This is a genomic window from Falsibacillus pallidus, from assembly GCF_003350505.1.
Taxonomy (GTDB): Bacteria; Bacillota; Bacilli; order Bacillales; family DSM-25281; genus Falsibacillus; species Falsibacillus pallidus.
Window position 1 is genome coordinate 1 of sequence record NZ_QQAY01000021.1, and the last position, 20,306, is coordinate 20,306.

At 37.7% G+C, this 20,306-nt stretch carries 16 protein-coding genes, 8 tRNA genes and 1 rRNA gene; 24 read left to right on the forward strand and 1 reads right to left on the reverse strand.

Annotated features, from left to right (window positions below; genetic code table 11):
* From rrf to rocF, 10 genes are all read left to right on the forward strand, one after another.
* Positions 1-95: ribosomal RNA gene (gene rrf / locus DFR59_RS18270) — 5S ribosomal RNA — on the forward strand; the annotation flags it as partial.
* 12 nt (positions 96-107) lie between these two features.
* Positions 108-182, forward strand: a tRNA-Asn gene (locus tag DFR59_RS18275).
* Between the two features lie 3 nt (positions 183-185).
* Positions 186-258, forward strand: a tRNA-Thr gene (locus DFR59_RS18280).
* An 18-nt stretch (positions 259-276) separates the two neighbouring features.
* Positions 277-351, forward strand: a tRNA-Glu gene (locus DFR59_RS18285).
* Positions 352-391: 40 nt separating this feature from the next.
* Positions 392-467, forward strand: a tRNA-Val gene (locus DFR59_RS18290).
* A gap of 51 nt (positions 468-518) precedes the next feature.
* Positions 519-594 (forward strand) — tRNA-Thr (locus DFR59_RS18295).
* A 9-nt stretch (positions 595-603) separates the two neighbouring features.
* Positions 604-687 (forward strand) — tRNA-Tyr (locus DFR59_RS18300).
* Positions 688-758: 71 nt separating this feature from the next.
* Positions 759-833 (forward strand) — tRNA-Gln (locus DFR59_RS18305).
* A 4-nt stretch (positions 834-837) separates the two neighbouring features.
* Positions 838-910: transfer RNA gene (locus DFR59_RS18310), tRNA-Lys, on the forward strand.
* A 749-nt stretch (positions 911-1,659) separates the two neighbouring features.
* On the forward strand, positions 1,660-2,562 hold the full coding sequence (gene rocF, locus DFR59_RS18315) for an arginase (protein ID WP_114747110.1): 903 nt from the start codon (positions 1,660-1,662) through the stop codon (positions 2,560-2,562).
* Between the two features lie 43 nt (positions 2,563-2,605).
* Here rocF and DFR59_RS18320 read toward each other — a convergent pair whose 3' ends face one another.
* Positions 2,606-2,773 carry an aspartyl-phosphate phosphatase Spo0E family protein gene (locus DFR59_RS18320; RefSeq protein WP_114747111.1) on the reverse strand — a complete coding sequence of 56 codons (168 nt, stop codon included), beginning with the start codon at positions 2,771-2,773 and terminating at the stop codon, positions 2,606-2,608.
* Between the two features lie 173 nt (positions 2,774-2,946).
* Here DFR59_RS18320 and sigW point away from each other — a divergent pair, with 173 nt between their 5' ends.
* The 14 genes from sigW to DFR59_RS20295 all read left to right on the forward strand — a co-directional run bounded on the left by sigW (position 2,947) and on the right by DFR59_RS20295 (position 20,284).
* Entirely contained in the window at positions 2,947-3,510 is a 564-nt protein-coding gene (gene sigW / locus DFR59_RS18325; protein WP_114747112.1) for an RNA polymerase sigma factor SigW, read from the forward strand.
* A gap of 17 nt (positions 3,511-3,527) precedes the next feature.
* A complete protein-coding gene (locus tag DFR59_RS18330; protein WP_114747113.1) occupies positions 3,528-4,163 on the forward strand; it encodes an anti-sigma factor family protein in 636 nt (211 codons plus the stop codon).
* Positions 4,164-4,365: 202 nt separating this feature from the next.
* Entirely contained in the window at positions 4,366-5,193 is an 828-nt protein-coding gene (gene cdaA, locus DFR59_RS18335; protein WP_114747114.1) for a diadenylate cyclase CdaA, read from the forward strand.
* Positions 5,186-6,418 carry a CdaR family protein gene (locus DFR59_RS18340; RefSeq protein ID WP_114747115.1) on the forward strand — a complete coding sequence of 411 codons (1,233 nt, stop codon included), beginning with the start codon at positions 5,186-5,188 and terminating at the stop codon, positions 6,416-6,418. The genes cdaA and DFR59_RS18340 overlap by 8 nt, the downstream gene beginning before the upstream one ends.
* 38 nt (positions 6,419-6,456) lie before the next feature.
* Entirely contained in the window at positions 6,457-7,812 is a 1,356-nt protein-coding gene (gene glmM / locus DFR59_RS18345) for a phosphoglucosamine mutase (RefSeq protein WP_114747116.1), read from the forward strand.
* A 502-nt stretch (positions 7,813-8,314) separates the two neighbouring features.
* Positions 8,315-10,117, forward strand: a complete 1,803-nt coding sequence (gene glmS / locus DFR59_RS18350) for a glutamine--fructose-6-phosphate transaminase (isomerizing) (RefSeq protein ID WP_114747117.1) — start codon at positions 8,315-8,317, stop codon at positions 10,115-10,117.
* A gap of 319 nt (positions 10,118-10,436) precedes the next feature.
* Complete coding sequence (locus tag DFR59_RS18355) at positions 10,437-11,270, forward strand: TnsA endonuclease N-terminal domain-containing protein (RefSeq protein ID WP_114747118.1); 834 nt, start codon at positions 10,437-10,439, stop codon at positions 11,268-11,270.
* Between the two features lie 16 nt (positions 11,271-11,286).
* Positions 11,287-13,467, forward strand: a complete 2,181-nt coding sequence (locus DFR59_RS18360; protein WP_114747119.1) for a Mu transposase C-terminal domain-containing protein — start codon at positions 11,287-11,289, stop codon at positions 13,465-13,467.
* Complete coding sequence (locus DFR59_RS18365; protein ID WP_245948531.1) at positions 13,451-15,178, forward strand: AAA family ATPase; 1,728 nt, start codon at positions 13,451-13,453, stop codon at positions 15,176-15,178. Before DFR59_RS18360 ends, DFR59_RS18365 begins: the two co-directional genes overlap by 17 nt.
* Positions 15,179-15,191: 13 nt before the next feature.
* Entirely contained in the window at positions 15,192-17,120 is a 1,929-nt protein-coding gene (locus DFR59_RS18370; protein WP_114747121.1) for a TnsD family Tn7-like transposition protein, read from the forward strand.
* A 57-nt stretch (positions 17,121-17,177) separates the two neighbouring features.
* Positions 17,178-19,052, forward strand: a complete 1,875-nt coding sequence (locus DFR59_RS18375) for a TnsD family Tn7-like transposition protein (RefSeq protein WP_114747122.1) — start codon at positions 17,178-17,180, stop codon at positions 19,050-19,052.
* Positions 19,053-19,101: 49 nt separating this feature from the next.
* Positions 19,102-19,434, forward strand: coding sequence for a helix-turn-helix domain-containing protein (locus DFR59_RS18380; protein WP_114747123.1), 333 nt, complete (start codon positions 19,102-19,104; stop codon positions 19,432-19,434).
* Positions 19,435-19,438: 4 nt separating this feature from the next.
* Positions 19,439-20,080, forward strand: coding sequence for an ImmA/IrrE family metallo-endopeptidase (locus tag DFR59_RS18385; protein ID WP_114747124.1), 642 nt, complete (start codon positions 19,439-19,441; stop codon positions 20,078-20,080).
* Positions 20,081-20,137: 57 nt separating this feature from the next.
* Positions 20,138-20,284: a hypothetical protein gene (locus DFR59_RS20295; RefSeq protein ID WP_170137286.1), complete on the forward strand. Its 147-nt coding sequence runs from the start codon at positions 20,138-20,140 to the stop codon at positions 20,282-20,284.
* The last annotated feature ends 22 nt before the right edge of the window (positions 20,285-20,306 follow it).

Genomic DNA, 20,306 nt, shown 5'->3' on the forward strand with positions numbered 1-20,306 from the left:
GTCACACCCGTTCCCATACCGAACACGGAAGTTAAGCTCTTCAGCGCCAATGGTAGTTGGGGGTTTCCCCCTGCGAGAGTAGGACGTCGCCGGGCCACTAAAATTATTCCGCAGTAGCTCAGTGGTAGAGCTATCGGCTGTTAACCGATCGGTCGCAGGTTCGAGTCCTGCCTGCGGAGCCATTTGCTTCCATAGCTCAGCAGGTAGAGTGCTTCCATGGTAAGGAAGAGGTCACCGGTTCGAGCCCGGTTGGAAGCTTAATTTAAGAATACGAGTGGCCCGTTGGTCAAGCGGTTAAGACACCGCCCTTTCACGGCGGTAACACGGGTTCGAATCCCGTACGGGTCACCATAGTTTTTACATTTAAGTAAAAACGAATATCATACATATTGGAGGATTAGCTCAGCTGGGAGAGCACCTGCCTTACAAGCAGGGGGTCGGCGGTTCGATCCCGTCATCCTCCACCATAGATTTTTTACGCAGCAAAGCGGAGTAAAATAATCTTCCTTTTTTAAATTGCCGGTGTAGCTCAACTGGTAGAGCAACTGACTTGTAATCAGTAGGTTGGGGGTTCAAGTCCTCTTGCCGGCACCAGTTTCATATGGAGGGGTAGCGAAGTGGCTAAACGCGGCGGACTGTAAATCCGCTCCTTCGGGTTCGGCAGTTCGAATCTGCCCCCCTCCACCATTTTTTGAATAACTTTTTGAAATGCGGACATGCTACTTAATGTCCTTTTTGTTTGAAAAGACATTCATTATTGGGCTATAGCCAAGCGGTAAGGCATCGCACTTTGACTGCGACATGCGTTGGTTCGAATCCAGCTAGCCCAGCCAAATAGAGCCATTAGCTCAGTTGGTAGAGCATCTGACTTTTAATCAGAGGGTCGAAGGTTCGAGTCCTTCATGGCTCATCATTTCGGAAAAGGTCCTGTTAATCAGGATCTTTTTTTTGTTGGGGAAAATTGGAGTTCCGCGGATGGCTGTTGAGATTATTGGTTCTGATCCAGTTTGATTTTTTGCGGACGTGGGATGAGAGTATCTGACTGAGTGCTCAGTCGGATTAGGATAATTGTTATAAAGTAGGCAATGGCGCATAAGAATAGGGTTTTGGCTCATAAACAGTCATGAACGGCGCAAAGCCGCAGCTTTTTCGCGCATAGGATATGAGAAGCGGCGCATAGGAACTCATTTCTCGCGCATAGAGCAAATGGAAGGGGTAAATTCTCCGCGATTTTCCTTCATTTTTAATCGATTCTTATCCTTACCCTATCGTCCTGACCCCTAATTACAGCTAATGAAGCAGTTTTTATCATATTAAAGTTCATATTTACCTCCTCAGGTGTACCTTTTTAGTGGTTCTGTGATCTGGCCCCGTATATCCAGGCGCAGGCCGGCAGATTGCTATTTGGCATCTTGATTGAGCGCTCAATCAGAAGGTAGTAATCGCACCGAACCTCAAACGGCGAATGCTTATACTTATTTGTTCGACAAAAACCAGGGCGTGACAGGCACTTTGAAGTCGCAACAGTCACCTTCAAGCAGGCACCTTCTATCTTCACTCCCCCGCTGAATATATATTCACAACCTTGTCGAGTTGAGTCATATTCCTTTCTAGGGATACAATAGTACTTAGAATCATTTGTGAAGGAGGAAAACCATCATGAAGAAAAACATATCAATTTTAGGCGTTCCTATGGATTTGGGACAGATGAGACGCGGTGTGGATATGGGGCCGAGTGCGATCCGCTATGCCGGTGTCGTGGAGAGGCTTGAAGCATTAGGATACAAAATTAATGATCTTGGAAATATTGAAATTGAACAGGCAGAAAGAGTACAGAATCCTGAAACAAATCTGCGCAATTTGAAAGCGGTTGCAGATGGGAGTGAAAAGCTTGCAGCCGGGATCCACGGAATCATTGATAATGGAGAATTCCCTCTTATCTTTGGCGGGGACCATAGCATTGCGCTTGGCACGCTCGCTGGGGTTGCGAAGCATTATGAGAATCTTGGAGTCATCTGGTATGACGCCCATGGTGATCTGAATACGGCTGATACGTCACCATCTGGAAATATCCACGGCATGCCATTGGCGGCTAGTATTGGAATTGGACATCCTGCACTTACTGGAATCGGCGGATATAGTCCGAAAATCAAGCCTGAGAACATCGTGATCATCGGTGCCCGTTCATTGGATGAGGGTGAAAGAGAACTTATCAAAGAAAAAGGTATCAAGGTGTACACGATGCATGAAATCGATCGTTTGGGAATGACCAAGGTAATGGAAGAATCGATTGCTTACTTAAAGGAAAGAAATGTGGATGGTGTTCATCTATCCCTTGATTTGGACGGGCTTGATCCAAATGATGCACCGGGAGTCGGCACACCTGTTATCGGAGGCATCAGCTATAGGGAAAGCCATTTGGCCATGGAAATGCTTGCGGAGTCTGATATTATCACTTCTGCTGAATTTGTTGAGGTCAATCCGATTCTTGATGAAAAAAATAAGACGGCAAATGTAGCGGTAGCATTGATGGGATCGCTATTTGGAGAGAAATTACTATAAGATTTCATAAGAAAAAAGAGCAGCTGCACTTTTCCGCAGCTGCTCATGATATTTTTTGGACAAGTTCATCATATGTATTTAACAGATGATCGAGTTTCCAGCTGATTTTTACCACTTTCTCATCAGCGAAAGACGATTCAAGTGCAAGCTTAACCATCAGTGACCTATTTTCTTCAATTTCATTCAATAATTGCTTGAGCCTGCTCTCCATATGCATTTCCTCATTTCTAATGGAATTCAACTACTTTTTACCCAAATTTTGAAAATATTAAACCAAAATTAGTAAAAATTTGTTAGGATAAAATATATATAATTTTTTTTGAAACCTTTTAAGCTGTACATACGTATACGAGTATAGCCGCATAGAGCGGGGGTATAATTTTAATGGATTTAATCGTAAATAAACGGATAAAACAAGTCATTAAAGGCGATCAAAATGCATTCAGCGAGATCGTTGAGCTTTATAAGGACAAAGTTTACCAAGTTTGCTACAGGATTTTGGGCAACCGCCATGAGGCTGAAGATATCGCACAGGAAGCATTTATCCGTGCATATATTAATATCGAAAGCTTCAATCAATCGCGGAAATTTTCCACATGGCTCTATCGGATCGCAACAAATCTTTGCATCGATCGAATCCGTAAAAAGAAACCGGATTATTACCTGGATGCAGAGGTCTCGGGTACCGACGGGTTGACGATGTATTCGCAGGTGGCAGCTGATGTTGCCTTGCCGGAAGAAAAGCTTGAGAAGATGGAACTGAGAGATAATGTCCATAAAGAAATTTTAAAGCTCCCACAGAAATATAGGACAGTCATCGTACTTAAGTATATAGAGGAGCTTTCTCTTAATGAGATCAGTGAAATATTAGATCTCCCTCTGGGAACGGTTAAGACGAGGATGCACCGGGGTAGGGAAGCACTTAGAAAACAACTTGGGAAATTATAGAAAGGGTGAGACGTAAGATGTCCTCTTGTCCTGAAGAAATTGTGGATTTAATGCATGATTATTTAGACGAAGATATTTCTGCAGAGGATGAAATGAAACTGAAGCATCATCTGCAAACCTGCCCTTCCTGCCAGCAGTACCTGCATCAATTGAAGAATGCGGTTGGGATGGTTCAGGGAATTTCACATATAAAGGCACCTGATGGGTTTACTTCACAGGTGATGGCCAAGCTGCCGAAAGAGAGAAAAAAGGTCGGCTTCCAGCGCTGGTTCCGCCAGCATCCTTTCATGACTGCGGCTGCTTTATTTGTCGTATTGATTTCAGGAAGTATCTTTTCCGTCTGGAATGAGGATAAAGAATTTTCTTTTACCAAGAAGCCTGACTTGCTTGTTCAGAACCATACGGTCATTGTCCCGAAAGGAAAGACAGTTAACGGGGATATTACTGTCCGGAATGGGGATGTAAGGATAGAAGGGAAAGTCAATGGAGATGTTACGGTGATCAATGGGAAGCCTTATATGGCAAATGTCGGTAATGTAAGCGGGGATATCAAGGAAATTAATGAAGTGTTCGAATGGCTTTGGTACAATATCAAAAAATCTACCAAAGATCTTTTCCACATCGGACAAAAAGAAGAAGCTCCAGTACAATAATCGATAATGGCGACAGGCGACCTTAAGGGAAGCCTGTTTTTTATAGTATAGATTATTACGTGCAGATGACACGGGGTTTTCAAATTGGATACGGCTGTTTGGTTTTTCTATTCTTGCCTTTAAATGTGATATAATATTAAAGTTATGAAAAAACTAGAAAAAAGCGGCTTCCGCTTGGACTAAACATAATGGAGGATGAAAAATGCCGTCATTCGCAGATTTTACGGTATTGGACTATTTATCTAATATCATCGACATACTCCTTGTTTGGTTTGTGATATACAAGCTTATTATGGTAATCCGCGGAACGAAGGCCGTACAACTTTTAAAAGGGATTTTTGTCATCATTGTCGTCAGAAGTTTAAGCGGCTTTCTAGGATTTAATACACTAAGCTGGATGATGGAGCAAGCTCTAACATGGGGTTTTCTTGCAATTATCATTATTTTTCAGCCGGAGCTGCGCAGAGCACTCGAGCAGCTGGGACGAGGGAAGTTATTTTCGAGGACCGGCAGCAATGAAGAGGAAGAGCAGGTGCGCATGCTTGAGGCAATCGTCAAAGCAGTCAATTATATGGCTAAACGCCGTATAGGGGCGTTGATTTCAATCGAAAGAGAAACAGGGATGAGTGATTACATAGAAACGGGAATTCCCCTCGAATCTCGGATTTCTTCTGAGCTATTAATCAATATCTTCATTCCGAACACTCCATTGCATGATGGGGCAGTCGTTCTTCAAAAGCGTACCATTGCAGCAGCGGCCTGCTATCTGCCGTTATCCGAAAGTCCTTTTATTTCAAAGGAATTAGGGACAAGGCATAGGGCAGCTCTAGGTATCAGTGAAGTGACAGATGCTATTACCATCATTGTTTCTGAAGAAACGGGAAGCATCTCCATTACCAAAAATGGCGAGCTATACCGCGATTTATCTTCGGATGATTTTAAAAACTTATTGGGTTCAGAGATATTGGATTCCGCAAAGAACACTTCCTCAACCCGATGGAGCTGGAGGGGGAAAAAGCAAAATGGATAAATTCATGGAAAATAAATGGGTCATGCGTATTATCGCACTGCTCTTAGCCATCTTGCTATATACCTCTGTCAGTGTGGAGAAGGGGGACTTTAAGAAAGAGAAGAATCCATCCCCTAAAGCAAACAGCGAAGTCATTACAGATGTACCGCTGGATCTTTACTATGATTCCGATAACCTTGTTGTATCGGGAGCTCCGGAAAAAGTCAACGTGATGGTAGAGGGGCCGACATCTATTGTTCAGCCTACTAAAACGATGCGCGACTTCCAGCTCTATGTAGATTTAAGGGACTTGGGCATCGGCCGCCATCAAGTAAAGATCAAATCGAAGGGGCTATCTGATAAATTGCAGGCAAAGATTGAACCTGCCTTTATCAGTGTGGATATTCAAGAGAAAGTCACGAAGGAATTCAAAGTGGAAGCGGAATTCAACTCTGCTATTTTGGCTGAAGGCTTTGAAGCTGAAAGTCCGACTGTTCAGCCTAAGACAGTCAAAATCACCGGAGCCAAGAATATCATAGATCAAATCACTTATGTGAAAGCAACGATCGATGTCCGCGGCGAAGTGGATAAGACGGTGACCAGGGAAGCACAGGTAAGGGTCCTTGATCGGGAATTGAACAAATTGAATGTCACTGTGAACCCTTCGACAGTGGATGTCACACTGCCTGTGAAAAACCCGAGTAAAACGGTGCCGATCTCAATCAATAAAACAGGAACTCCTCCTGAAGGAGTCAAAATACTAGATGTTTCAGCTGATCCGAAACAAATCACCATTTATGGCAAACAGGATGTCTTGGATTCAATCAACGAACTGGATCTTCCTCTCGATGTCAGCAAGATAGAGAAGGATTCAACGATTGAGGTGCCTGTGAAATTGCAGGACGGTCTGAACAAAGCCTCTGTAGATAAAGTGAAAGTGAAGGTGGACGTTGAAAAGACGGAAACGAAGACTTTTTCGAACCTTCAGGTAGCTGAAAGAGGCGTTGGTGATCAATACAATATGACCATTCTTTCCCCTGAAAAGGGACAAGTGGATCTGACGGTGACTGGTCCAAGTGAAATCGTCGATCAGCTAAGTGCAGATGATTTCAAATTGTACGTAGATGCTTCTGACTTAGAAGCTGGGGACCATAGCCTTAAAATTCAAATCGACAGTCCAGGGGATAATTTCTCAACCCAATTGTCCGATGACACCATGAAAATACGGTTGGAAGAAAAACAATAGTGAATGGAAGACGAGATAAATAAGGAGCGATGATTAGAATGGGTAAATATTTTGGCACAGATGGTGTAAGAGGAGTGGCAAATACAGAGCTTACACCGGAATTAGCCTTTAAATTAGGAAGATTCGGCGGCTACGTTTTAACTAAGAATACAGAAAGGCCAAAAATCCTTATTGGGCGTGATACAAGGATCTCTGGCCATATGCTTGAAGGGGCTCTTGTAGCAGGGCTTTTGTCCATTGGGGCTGAAGTCATGCGCCTTGGCGTCATTTCAACACCAGGGGTCGCTTATTTAACGAAAGCACTTGGTGCACAAGCGGGCGTCATGATCTCTGCTTCTCATAATCCTGTTGCGGATAACGGAATCAAATTCTTCGGTCCTGATGGCTTTAAGCTTTCTGATGAACAGGAAGATGAAATCGAACAGTATATCGATATGAATGAGGATATTCTTCCTCGTCCAGTCGGAGGAGATTTAGGACAAGTCAGCGATTATTTCGAAGGCGGCCAAAAGTACCTTCAATTCTTGAAGCAGTCTGTAGACGAAGACTTCTCAGGAATCCACGTAGCATTAGACTGTGCACACGGGGCGACATCTTCATTGGCAGCGCACTTATTTGCTGATCTTGAAGCGGATATTTCCACAATGGGTGCTTCTCCAAACGGCTTGAACATTAACGACGGAGTTGGATCGACCCATCCGGAAGCATTGGCAGCGTTCCTTAAAGAAAAGGATGCCGATGTCGGTCTTGCTTTTGATGGCGACGGCGACCGTTTGATTGCCATTGATGAAAACGGCGATATCGTTGACGGCGACCAAATTATGTTCATCTGCGGCAAGTACTTGAAGCAGGAAGGCAGATTGAAGCACTCCACAGTTGTTTCCACTGTCATGAGCAACCTCGGTTTCCATAAAGGATTGGAAGAACTCGACATCAATGGTGTTCAGACAGCCGTAGGCGACCGCTATGTAGTGGAAGAAATGAAGAAAAATGGATTCAATCTAGGCGGCGAGCAGTCCGGCCATATCATTTTCCTTGATTACAATACAACGGGCGATGGCCTATTGACGGGTCTTCAGCTGGTCAATATCATGAAAGCGACGAATAAGCCGCTGTCTGAACTTGCAGCTGAAATGCAAAAATTCCCTCAAAAACTTGTGAATGTCAAAGTGACCGATAAACACCACGTGACTGACAATGATAAAATCAAAGCGGTCATCGAAGAAGTGGAATCTGAAATGAATGGAAATGGACGCATCCTTGTCCGTCCTTCAGGTACAGAGCCATTGGTCCGCGTCATGGTGGAAGCACCGACGGAAGCTGCATGCGTAGAGTATGTAAACCGGATTGCAGAAGTCGTCAAAGCGGAAATGGGACTTCCGGAAAACGTTTAAAACATATAAAAAGTATGCATGGGGAGGAAAGGGAACTCTTTCCCTTCTCATGCATATTAAATAAAGAAGCAAGGAAAACTTTTTACAACAGGTTTTATTTTATGCAGACAGGGAAATCCATTATTGTTTGCACCATTTTCCTTGACAGATTTTAATTGACGTTTCAAACAGACGTATTGTAAGATAAACGTTGTCTGAATAAGTCAGACCTTTTAGTCGAGTAAAGAAAGGTGGATCGAGGTTAAAAATAAAATAAAGCGCCTGAACTAATCTTCCTGAACGGACATCGGAGGATTAGTTGACGAGGAGGAGGATTATCGAGTTTTCGGCGGATACCTCCCGGTTGAATAGCACAACCGTAATCTTTTTCTTAAAGCGACCGAGGCAACTTGGCGTACAAAGGAGAAAGAATGCCACTTATAAACTTACTACAGAGATAAGGGGGCATTAGTCAGCCCCCGCGGTTTTGACTGGCCCCCTTTATTAGGGAGGATACATTATTATGTGTGGTATCGTTGGTTATATTGGAAGTAAAGACGCGAAAGAAATCCTTTTAAAAGGATTGGAAAAGCTTGAATATCGTGGATATGATTCTGCAGGGATTGCAGTAAAGAACGAATCTGGCGTACATGTTTTCAAAGAAAAAGGACGCATTGCAGACCTTCGCAGCATCGTTGATGAATCAGTTATTGGACATACTGGAATCGGGCATACTCGCTGGGCGACACACGGTGTACCAAGCAAAGTGAATGCACATCCACATCAAAGTGCTTCCGGCCGTTTCACAATTGTTCACAACGGCGTTATTGAAAACTATTCTTTCTTAAAGAAAGAGTTCCTTCATAACATCGACCTTAAGAGTGAAACTGATACAGAAGTTATCGTTCAAATCATTGAAAAATTCGTCAACGAAGGAAGCAGCACGGATGAAGCGTTCCGTAAGACACTTTCCATCCTTAAAGGTTCATATGCGCTTGCTCTTCTTGATGAAGAAAACGATGAAACGATCTTTGTTGCAAAAAACAAGAGCCCATTATTGGTCGGTCTAGGCGAAGACTTCAATGTTGTAGCCAGCGACGCAATGGCGATGATTCAAGTAACGGACCAATATGTTGAATTGATGGACAAAGAAATTGTCATCGTCACTAAGGATTCCGTAACAATCGAAAACCTTGACGGCGAAGTCATCACTCGCGAGCCATATACAGCTCAAATTGATGCAAGCGACATCGAAAAAGGCACATATCCAAACTATATGCTGAAAGAAATCGATGAGCAGCCGCTTGTTATGCGCAAAATCGTTCAAGCATACCAAAACGAAAATAATGAACTGACAATCGACATCGACATCGTGAATGCGATGAATGAAGCGGACCGCATCTACATCGTGGCTTGCGGAACAAGCTACCATGCAGGTCTTGTTGGAAAGCAGTTCATCGAAACGATGGCGAAGATTCCTGTTGAAGTACATGTAGCAAGTGAATTCAGCTACAACATGCCGCTTCTTTCAGAGAATCCATTGTTCATTTTCATCTCTCAAAGTGGTGAAACAGCGGACAGCCGTTCAGTACTTGTACAAATCAAGGAGAAGGGCTACAAGTCCTTGACGATTACAAACGTACAAGGTTCAACTCTTTCCCGTGAAGCGGATTACACATTGCTATTGCATGCGGGTCCTGAGATTGCTGTTGCTTCAACAAAAGCATACACAGCTCAAATTGCGGTTCTTTCCATCTTAGCGAACGTGACAGGTAAATCACGCGGAATTGACTTCGACTTTGATCTTGTTCAAGACCTTGGCATCGTAGCAAATGCGATGGAAGTCCTTTGCGACAAGAAAGAAGAAATGGAAGACATCGCTCGTAAATTCTTGGCGACTACACGCAACTGCTTCTTCATCGGCCGTGCCGTTGACTACTATGTTGGACTGGAAGGCGCTCTTAAATTGAAAGAGATTTCCTACATCCAGGCAGAAGGATTTGCCGGCGGAGAATTGAAGCACGGAACAATCGCATTGATCGAGGAAGGCACTCCAGTCGTTGCACTTGCAACTCAGGAATCCGTCAACCTAAGCATCCGTGGAAACGTCAAAGAAGTTGCCGCTCGTGGAGCAAACCCATGCATCATCTCCATGAAAGGCTTGGAAGATGACGAAGACAGCTTCATCATTCCAGAAGTGAATGAACTATTAACACCTCTTACCTCTGTTATTCCATTGCAGCTTCTCGCGTACTATGCAGCATTGCACCGCGACTGTGATGTAGACAAACCACGTAACTTGGCTAAATCTGTTACGGTTGAATAATTAGTATGTGAACCTGATAATCAAATGTTGTTTGTCGACAATAATGTTGGTAACTCGACAATAATGTGAGTAACTCGACAATTTTGTTGGTACCTTAAAAATGAATTGAGAATTAGAAAGAAAATTCATGTATAAAGTCAGTATTAGTTGGTAAATAATTCAATGGTGAATTGAGTTTATAAAAGCGGTGATTGAAATGAGAATTTTATTAGTCGTAACATTATCAATTAATATGCTTAATTTTTTACCCTAGGGTTTATCCCTAGGGTTTTTTTATTACCTTAATTATTACGGTAATAAAGATTTTGGAGGTGGAAAAATGGTGGGGTTGAACCGGAAAATTAAAATTCAAGAAAATAAGTTGAAAAATGGATATGGATTGGGAACAGGAGAAAATTATAAACCGTTCATTCAAGCACACGATAATAAAGTCGCATCTGAAGGATGGATAACTAGGCATTTAGGGTGGAAAACCAAAAGAATACATCACACTCTTTCATCACATGAAAGGAGATTTCTATATTTTTTGGAATGGATTGAGGAAGTTGTAGATATTCGAGAACAGTATCCTCTTCTTCCACTAAGTAGAACAGAGGAAATTGCCAATGAGCTTGGAATCAAACATGCAAACGTCGAAGGGACCCCAGTAGAAATGACCACTGACTTTATGATTACGATGAAAACCTCACAAGGAAACATAGATTTAGTTCGGACGGTTAAGCCTGCTTCAAAATTGAGTAAACGTACTTTGGAGTTATTCGAAATTGAAAGGAGGTTTTTTCAGGAGCAAGGGATTGATTGGGGGATTATAACAGAAAAAAGTATGCCCAATACGTTAATAAAGAATATAGAGTGGTTATATGAGGCACGTTATTTGGATACTAGGCCAAGCGTAAATGAAGAACTCATTTCACTAATAGAAATTGATCTTTTTAATATGATTTTTAATGATCATGGTGATACTTCTATAAGTGTAATCTGCCTTAGGTGCGATAAAACCTTTGGCATAGAAACTGGAACAAGTATGTTTATCCTTAAACATATGTTAGCAACAAAGAAATGGGATGCAGATATGAATCAAAAATTCAAAAATTCAAATCCGTTGTTATTAAGCAAATTGAGAAGTCCAATAAGCACAGTACATGTTGGATAGGAGGGATGTATGGACCATGTTGATTTATCAAAATAGTGTTATTGAGTTGATGGATCTAGATTTTAAGGTCGAACAAATTGTTCGAGTTTTATGGATTTCTCCTGATTATGATCTGATTTATGTTGTTAATATAGAAGACCATAAAAATATGGGATATCCATACAGTCTTAAATACAAAGAACTGTTAATCGAATTAGAAGATAATAGAGCGAGAATATTAAAAGGAGAGCCAGATTTAAGGCTTATATCTCCAGAAGAAGAATACCTAAAAAAGTACAAAAAAAATAGAGATGCTAATTGGGAAGTTATTAAAGATATAGTAGCAGAGGAGCCAGCAATATATCATTCAAAATACCGAGGACCATTAGTTGAAGAAACTAGAGAAAGAACAGGAAGGTCAAAGAAAGAAATTTATAGACTTCTTAAAAGATATTGGTTTTATGGGAAGACCAAAAATGCGTTATTAAATAATTACTTTAATTGCGGAGTTACAACGAAACCCAAACAATACAAGAAAAACCCAGGACCTAAACCAAAGGATAAAAACGGATGGATTCTTACAGAAAGAGATAAGGAAATTTTCAAAAAAGCAATTAAGAAATTTCATATAGAGCAAAAAATGAATTTAACAGCAACACATCAACATTTGTGTGAAGAATGGTATCATACCGGATATTTTCGTGAACATGGAGTTATGGTACCAATAGTTGAAGCAGATAAAACTCCATCTTTCAGACAATTCATGTACTGGTATAACAAAGAATATTCATATATGGAAAAATACTCAAATAAAAAAGGAAAAAGAAAGGCAGAAATGGAGATTAGATATATGGATGGAGACTCAACCGAAAGGGCTTTAAGTACCGGATATCTATATGAAATTGATTCAACACCTGCGGATATTATCTTGGTTGCAGAGGACAGAAGAACAATTATTGGAACCCCTACATTATATATTGTTAAAGATGTTTTTAGCCGAATGATAGTAGGATTTCATGCAAGTTTATCGCCAGCCTCAAAAATTGAAATTATGGTTAGTATGGTGAATACTGCATCCGATAAAGTTGAATTTTGTAAGCAATATGGAATTCATATTGATGAAAGTGATTGGCCATGCAAAAATTTACCCCTTTACTTGGCAGGAGATCGTGGTGAATTAAAGTCTAGATGGGCGGAAAACCTTGTAAATATTAAAGTAGACGTAGACAATGCACCTTCCTATCGTGGTGACTTAAAACCCTTTGTAGAACAACATTTTAGGTTAACAAATGATGAAATACGGGAATTATTGTATAGGGTTGGAGCTAAGCCTCCAAAAATGATTGAACGTGGAGATGAAGATCCAAAAAGAAAGGCAGCATTAACTATTTATGAGTTCACCCAATTTATGATTATCCAGATTCTTACATTTAATAAAAGTGCACTTCCGAAAAATTTTCTAGTTACTAAAGAAATGTTTGAAGATAAAGTCGAATTAACTCCTCTAGGTATTTGGAAATGGAAAGAGGGCTCTTCTTTATTTCATGAAGAACCGCGAGATTTATTGGTATATAATTTGTTGCCAAAAGGACAAGCCACTATAACAAGGGGTGGAATCAAATTTTCGGACATGTGTTACACATGTGATAAGGGGATTAAAAATGGTTGGTTTATTGAATGTGAAATTGATGGAAAGAAAGAAATAGAGATTAGTTATGATCCAAGGAATGTTAGTAGTATTTTTATTCGTTTGAAATGCGGAAAAATAGAGCAATGTTTTCTTACAAACAAATATAACGAATATGAAGGGTTACATTTAGAGGATATAAAAGCAATTATTAAGTATAAAAAGGATCAAATAAAAAGGTTAGAGAAGGCTGAAAAGCAGCATAAAGCAGTGTTACACGTTTTTGCAGATGAATTGGTAGAGAATGCACTAACAAAAACACAAGATGCTAATCAGGGAATTAGTTTTGGAGAGCGGCAAAAAAACAGAAGAGAAACAAAAAAAAATGAAAGTAGGATAGTAGGCAGTGTAAATGCATTAACTACAACGAGAACAGAAATTAAGGAAAGTCAGAAAGTAAGTGAAAAGGCAGAGGTAGTTGCTTTTCCTTTTGAAAACCGAGAGACTACATTTCGTAATGAAGTCCATATTCAAAAAGTATTTGAAGAAAAGAGTAAGAAAGGAAGAAGAAGCCGTGGAAGAATGGAGTGATAATCTAAATAGTTTAAAAGGCATTCATTGTAAAGCTGAATATAATGAACAAATTATTGAAGAGCATAAAGGAAATCCCTTTATTGAGGCAATTCCTTCAAGAGTTGAAGTGGAAGATTTTTATGAATTGCTCTTTTCTGTACCTTCATTTAAAGATGAATATTTAGAATTGGGTGTTGAAGATAGATTGTCATTAGTACAACAAATAAAACCTATGTTCTGGTTACCTTTCCCTGGCCATTATGATAAATATAGAGCTCTTTATAACATGATAAAAATAGGATATCAATCCAGAAATCCCTTATTACCAATGTATAACCGTCAATTTGCAGTTGGTTGGGATAGGATTTTTGAGACTGGGTTAGATCAAAGTGGAGCAAATCTTGCTGGTAATATTCAAACAGCCCAAAGTCACGCTGAAATAGGGTTAAGTGGGATGGGTAAAAGTAAAATATATGAACGAATTCTAAAAACTCTTTTCCCTCAAGTTATTCACCATAGTCAATATAATGGTAAGCAACTGTTAATGAAGCAGGTGACTTGGTTAAAAATTGAATGCCCAAGTGGAAAATCAATAGGAGCGTTGACAAGGAATTTTTATGTAGCAGTAGATGAATTATTAGGTACTAATTATTATGAGAAATTTGGTGAAAAGGGGGGAACAATTGATAACTTAACAAAGAGGATGGTTAAAGTAGCTGCGCAAATAAATCTTGGCGTTTTAATTATTGATGAAATACAAAATGTGCATAAAGCTCATTCTGGTGGGGATGAGCGAATAATTAATTTTATCACTGAATTAGTAAACACCATAGGGATACCAGTAATAATAATTGGTACCTTTAAAGCGATGTATCTCTTTGAAAAATCCTTAGCTAATTCTCGTAGAGCAGTATCTGATATGTATCTTGAAAATATAACTTCTTTTTTAGAGGAGAATAGCTGGGAATGGAATGAATTTATTGAAAACCTATGGGATCAACAGTACACAATTAAATATACTCCAATAACTGCTGAAATTAAACATACCATGTATATTCTAACTTTAGGAATTCCTGATGTAGCAGTCAAGTTATTTATACATGTTCAAGCAAAAGCAATCTTAAATGGAGCAGATGAAAAAATTTCTGTATCTCTTATTAATGAAGTGGCTTCTAAGAGTTTAAGTATTCTCCAACGTATATTTCATAAGATTTTAAGCAATTATGACCCTTCGTATTTAGAAGAATTAGAAGATATTCAGCCAGAATGGATTTCTTTCGATGAGTATTACAAAAAGGCTAAACAAAGTAGCTTGAACTTATATAAAAAAAGGCAAAATGCCAATACAAGAGCCATTAATCAAAAGAGTGAAGGGAGCATTCTAGAAGAATTAATCACGTTTGCTTCTAATCTTATAAACGAAACTGAAATGGCAGAATCTCTAGCCAAATCAGTGTTTGATACTAGTAAAAAAAATGGAGACAAACAAAGTATGTTCAAACAAATTGCCGAATTGGCAATCGGACTAGGAGAGAAAAATAGTCAAAATTTGAATGAAAGCCTTGATATAAGAAAAAGAGTGGCTAAAAATCCAAAACCTAAATTAGAAGAGGTTGATATTAGGTTCATTGTGAAACAAGGGGAAACAAGAAGCCTTACAGCAGAGGAATCATTAATTGAAGCCGGAATAGTTAAAGATTGTAATGAACTACTAAATTATGTGAATTAAAAAGGTGACGTAAATGAACACTTTAACATATTTCCCAGAACCCTATCCGGATGAAGACTTTAGGAGTTTAGTTTATAGATACCATATTAGAACTCCAAATAACTCACTTGCAGATAGTATTTATGAATTGTTTGAAAAAAAAACAAAGAAGTTACCCCTATTCCCTAATAAATTAAAAACACTTTTGAGCAAATTGCCTGATAATAAAATGGGTAATTTAGAAAAACTAATCTCGGATACAACTTGGATAAGGTTGATTCAAATATTTATGAGCAAAGATCAAAGAATTGAATTTACTAATTTTATAATGAATGGTTCTGAAAATCCATTTCAAGCTTATTCAAAAGTCCCTGGAGATTTTTTTGCGGAAAGTGTAAGATATTGTCCTTTCTGTTTAAAAGATGATTATGAAGGTTATGGGGAATGCTATGTTCATAAAAAGCACCAAATAAAATTTATGGATTTCTGTCATAAGCATTTCTCAAAACTTATTGACAAGTGTCCTAATTGCGACGAAAAACTTACAGCTGAATACCCATCCAAATTATTGAGAGTTCCATTTTGTAAGAACGGACATGATTTAACCAAAAAACTCCCAAAAGATATGACTCCAAAAGAAACGGAATTTAAATACACTTTATTTAATCTGTTATGCCAAATGAGCGATAACTGGAAAACAATTGATAGGGATTTTATGAAATTAAAAATCTTAATGGTTCTTTGGAAGGAAAATTATATTCATTATAAAGGAAGGGTATTAAAAAAAGAATTAGTTGATTCTCTTCTTGCAAACTATGACTCATCTCTTCTAAAAGAAGTTTCAATTGATGTAAGACATATTTCTCATAATTCATTTATAAGTAGGATATTGGTACATAAATATAATAAAAACATACTATTTTACTTATTATTAATTCATGATTTATTTAATACTTATGAAAAATTTATAAGTTTTGAGTTTCCTATAGCGAATCTCATTCCATTTGGTGAGGGTCCATGGGAATGTATTAATAAAAATTGTGATGAATATACCAAAAAAGTAATTTGTAAAAATAAACGGTTACCAAAAATCTCTGGAGGTTCAGTAATTACAGCTGAATTTTCTTGTCCTTATTGCGGTTATATATATGTAAAAAGATGGAATGTAAACAACGGATTAAATGAGAAACCTATGATTAAAACGTTGGGACATAAAATGATAAAGCAAATATTAGAAAAATATTTAGAAGGTAAATCTGCTTTACAAATTTCTACAGAGGTAAATTGTTCTGAGTTTGGAGTAAGACAAAATCTAAATAGAATTATTGGGAGTTCGAATGTCCTAAAAAAAGAGGATAGAGAAAGTGTAAGACAAATTATAGCAGCCTATTTAGAAACCTCAGTTTCAGATGAGTTTCAAATAAAGAAAGAAAAATATAGACTCAATATCTTGGAATATATTAAAGATAACAAAAATGTAAGTAGAGTAGAAATTTATAAAGAAAACCAAGAAAGTTATGGATGGTTAAAAAGGTATGATAAAGAATGGTTAGAAACTATTTTGCCTCAGCCATTATCGCTAAAGAGACCTTCTAAAGATCTAACAACCTATGATTATGCGTTATCTATTAAGATAAATAAAATCTCAAAGAAATTATACAATGAATATCCATACCAAATAAAAAAACATACTATTTTAAAAAAGCTCTCAAGTACTGAAAGAAGCAGAGTAAGTAAGAACCAACTGCCTTTAAGTGAATCAACATTAGAAAGCCAAATTGAACCATTACAGAATTATTTGATAAGGCGCTTACCGATGGCTATCAAAAATTTGTATAAAGCTAATTATAAAAACATCACACTTGAGAGTATAAAGAAATTCAATAAATTATATAGATTTTGTGATTTAGAGACTGAGCAGACCATTAAAACTATTCTTAATAATAGAAGTTTTACAGAATAACATTTTAAAATAGTGGGGAAAATAAAAATAAAAACTATATCAAACTGGAGAAGTTAAATGATATGTTGTTTCCCTACTTTGTATGACGATGAAATGTTATTTAGTGTAATCGCTAGGTATCACAAATATTCTGGTAATGAAAATCCTAAGCATACTTCAAATGAAATTTTTGGAATGAAAACTATCTGTGCCACTACTGTTTTACCTGCAAATTTGAATCAGTTTTCTCAAAGGATTCCTGACAATAATAAGTACACTCCAGATCAAATAATAGAAAATCATACATTATTTCCTTATTATTCACCTTTTATTCCGGAGGATAGATATTTGGAATTAGTAAGAAGAATGAGGGAAGAAAATGGGGCTTCACTTTATATGAAACTCGGAAGGGTATCGAGTAATATTAAAAGTAATGACTATCTTAAATACTGTTCTCAATGTGTTGATGAAGAATTAAACAATAATGGAGAAGCTTATTGGCATCGCACTCATCAAGTAGAAGGGGTTAAAATTTGCTCTAAGCATCTAACTGAATTGAATGACTCTAATGTCTTTTTTTCGGATAGAAAACATAAACATGCATTTATTCCTCTTGAAACAATAAATAGTAGTAAATGCAATTCAACAGAAGTAATTCCAAAGAGCGAATATAAACATCATATATTTATTGCAGAACAGACATACTTCCTCTTGAACAACAATATTAAACCCTTGAAATCAATAAAAATACAAAATTATTATCTGGTAAAACTTAAAGAACTAGGGTTGGTATCAGTAGGGGAAAGAATTAGATGGAAAGAATTGATTCCTCAATTCAATGACTACTATGGAAAAGAATTTCTTCAGTCTCTAAACTGCTATGTTGAATTAGATAAAAAAGATAACTGGTTACATAAGCTATTAAGAAAGTCTGAATTAAGTTGTCATCCACTGAGACACATTTTATTCTTGGGGTTTTTAGGTGAAACCATTCATAAAATGGTTAGTAATATTGACCAAGCTTCATATTTCCCGTTTGGTAGAGGTCCTTGGTTATGCTTAAATAGAGCAGCTCCACATTTCAGAGAACCAATTATTAATTCCTGCTCAATAACTAGGGATTATAAATCGGGTGACCCCGTAGGGACATTTACTTGTTCATGCGGGTTTGTTTATTCTAGAAAAGGACCAGATAAAACCGAGGGAGATCAATATAAAATTGGTCGCATAAAATGCTTTGGTTCTATTTGGGAGGAGAAAGCAAAAGAGTTGAAACAAAGTGGTTTTTCATTACGCAATGTAGCAAACATACTTGGAGTAGATTCCAAAACTGTAAAAAAGCATTTAACCGGAAAATTGGAGAATATGCCATACGAAAAATCTACTCTACAAGAAGAGAGAAAACAAAGTTACAGATCTCAATGGACTAAATTAATGTCAATAAATAAAGAATCTTCAATTACTGAACTTCGTCATAGAGATCCTAAAACTTATATGTGGTTATATCGTAATGATAAAGAATGGTTAATAAAGCATTCTTGCATAGATATAAAGAAGAATACAAAAAACTCATGCTTAAGGATTGATTGGGAAAAAAGAGATGCAGAGATGTCAGTAAAGGTAGAACCAGTTGTAGGAGAAATTTTAAAAGAAAGATATCCATTCGTAAAAGTAACTAAAAACGAGATTTTTAGAAGATTAAATGAATCTACATGTTTTTCTAAAAATCTCAACAAGCTTCCTTTAACTCAAGAAGCTCTTAATCAGAGTTTAGAAACGACAGAACAATTTCAAATAAGAAGAATTAAATGCGTAGTAGCAGAAATGAGAAAGACTCATGGTTCTATAAAAGTATGGAAAGTTATTCGATCTGCTGGACTGAAATCAGTGTATGTTGATAAGTTAAAATCAGAAATTACTGAAGAGATTGAGGGATTAAAGAAAAAATGTTGACATTTTACTCAACACCGTGGTAAGTTCTTTTTAGAAAGGGTGGGAAAATATGAGTGAATTCGGCAATCTGCTAAAATCACTTCGTAGGGAACACAAAATCACACAACGTCGATTAGCTGAACTCATTGGGATAGATTTTACTTATATTAGTAAAATTGAAAATGGCTCCATGGAACCACCAGCTGAAGATAAAATAATAAAAATGGCTGAACTATTCGAAGAAAATCCTGAAGCAATGCTATTAGCAGCCAAGAAGGTACCAAGTACCTTCCGGAAGACGATAACAGAAAATAAGAACGTTCCAATGTTTTTACGAAGTGCAGATAGGTTGACCCAAGAACAATGGGAGAGAATAAAAAAAGTAGTGGACGAGGAGGAGTGAAAATTTGCGGTTTATTACAATTGATGAAATGGAAGTTATTACACAAAAAATCTTAAATGACTATGGTTTTGAAGTTCATACTAACGGTCTTGTTCCTGTTCCAATTGAGGAAATAATAGAATTTCATTACGAACTCAGTATTTTGTGGGAGGATATCAGCTATTTAAAGTCTGATGGAATTGTAATGGCCGCAATTTATCCAAATGAGAAAACTATTGTAATGAATGAATCTCAAAAGGATTTATTTAAAGAAAAAATAGGAACAAGAAATTTTACATTTGCACATGAGTTAGGGCATTGGGTTTTACATGCATCAGATGAGTCCCAATTATGTTTAGAATTAGAAACAAATAAAAAGGTTTTTTATTGTAGGAGTAAATCTAGAAAGCCACCTGAGGAGTTCCAGGCAGACCTGTTTGCTGGGTGTATATTAATGCCGAAACCCATTATAGAGTCATTTTTAAATGAAATAAAGAGAGAAAGAACTGTTAATTGGCAAGATTTATATTGGCTAAAAGATGAGTTAGACGTTTCGATTACTGCTCTTAAAGTACGTATCGAACAATTGAGGTTATTACATTTTGATAATAAGACAATATATAACTCTCCCGAGGAAGCAATGGGACAAATGAGTTTTAATATATAATTTTTTTTACATTAAATGTTGAGTTGATTATCAACACAACAAATAGGAGGTGTGGCTATGGCTAAAAATGGTGTTCTCGGAAAGAGTCGAATTGGTGCTATAAAAAATAGAACCCAGCTCATATGGCCAAATGGCAATTGGATTAAAAGAGACTCAGCTACCGGCAGGATTATAGATCAGAACAAGTGGCTAGAAACCCTTTAAGAGTATTCGTAAGGAAAAATAA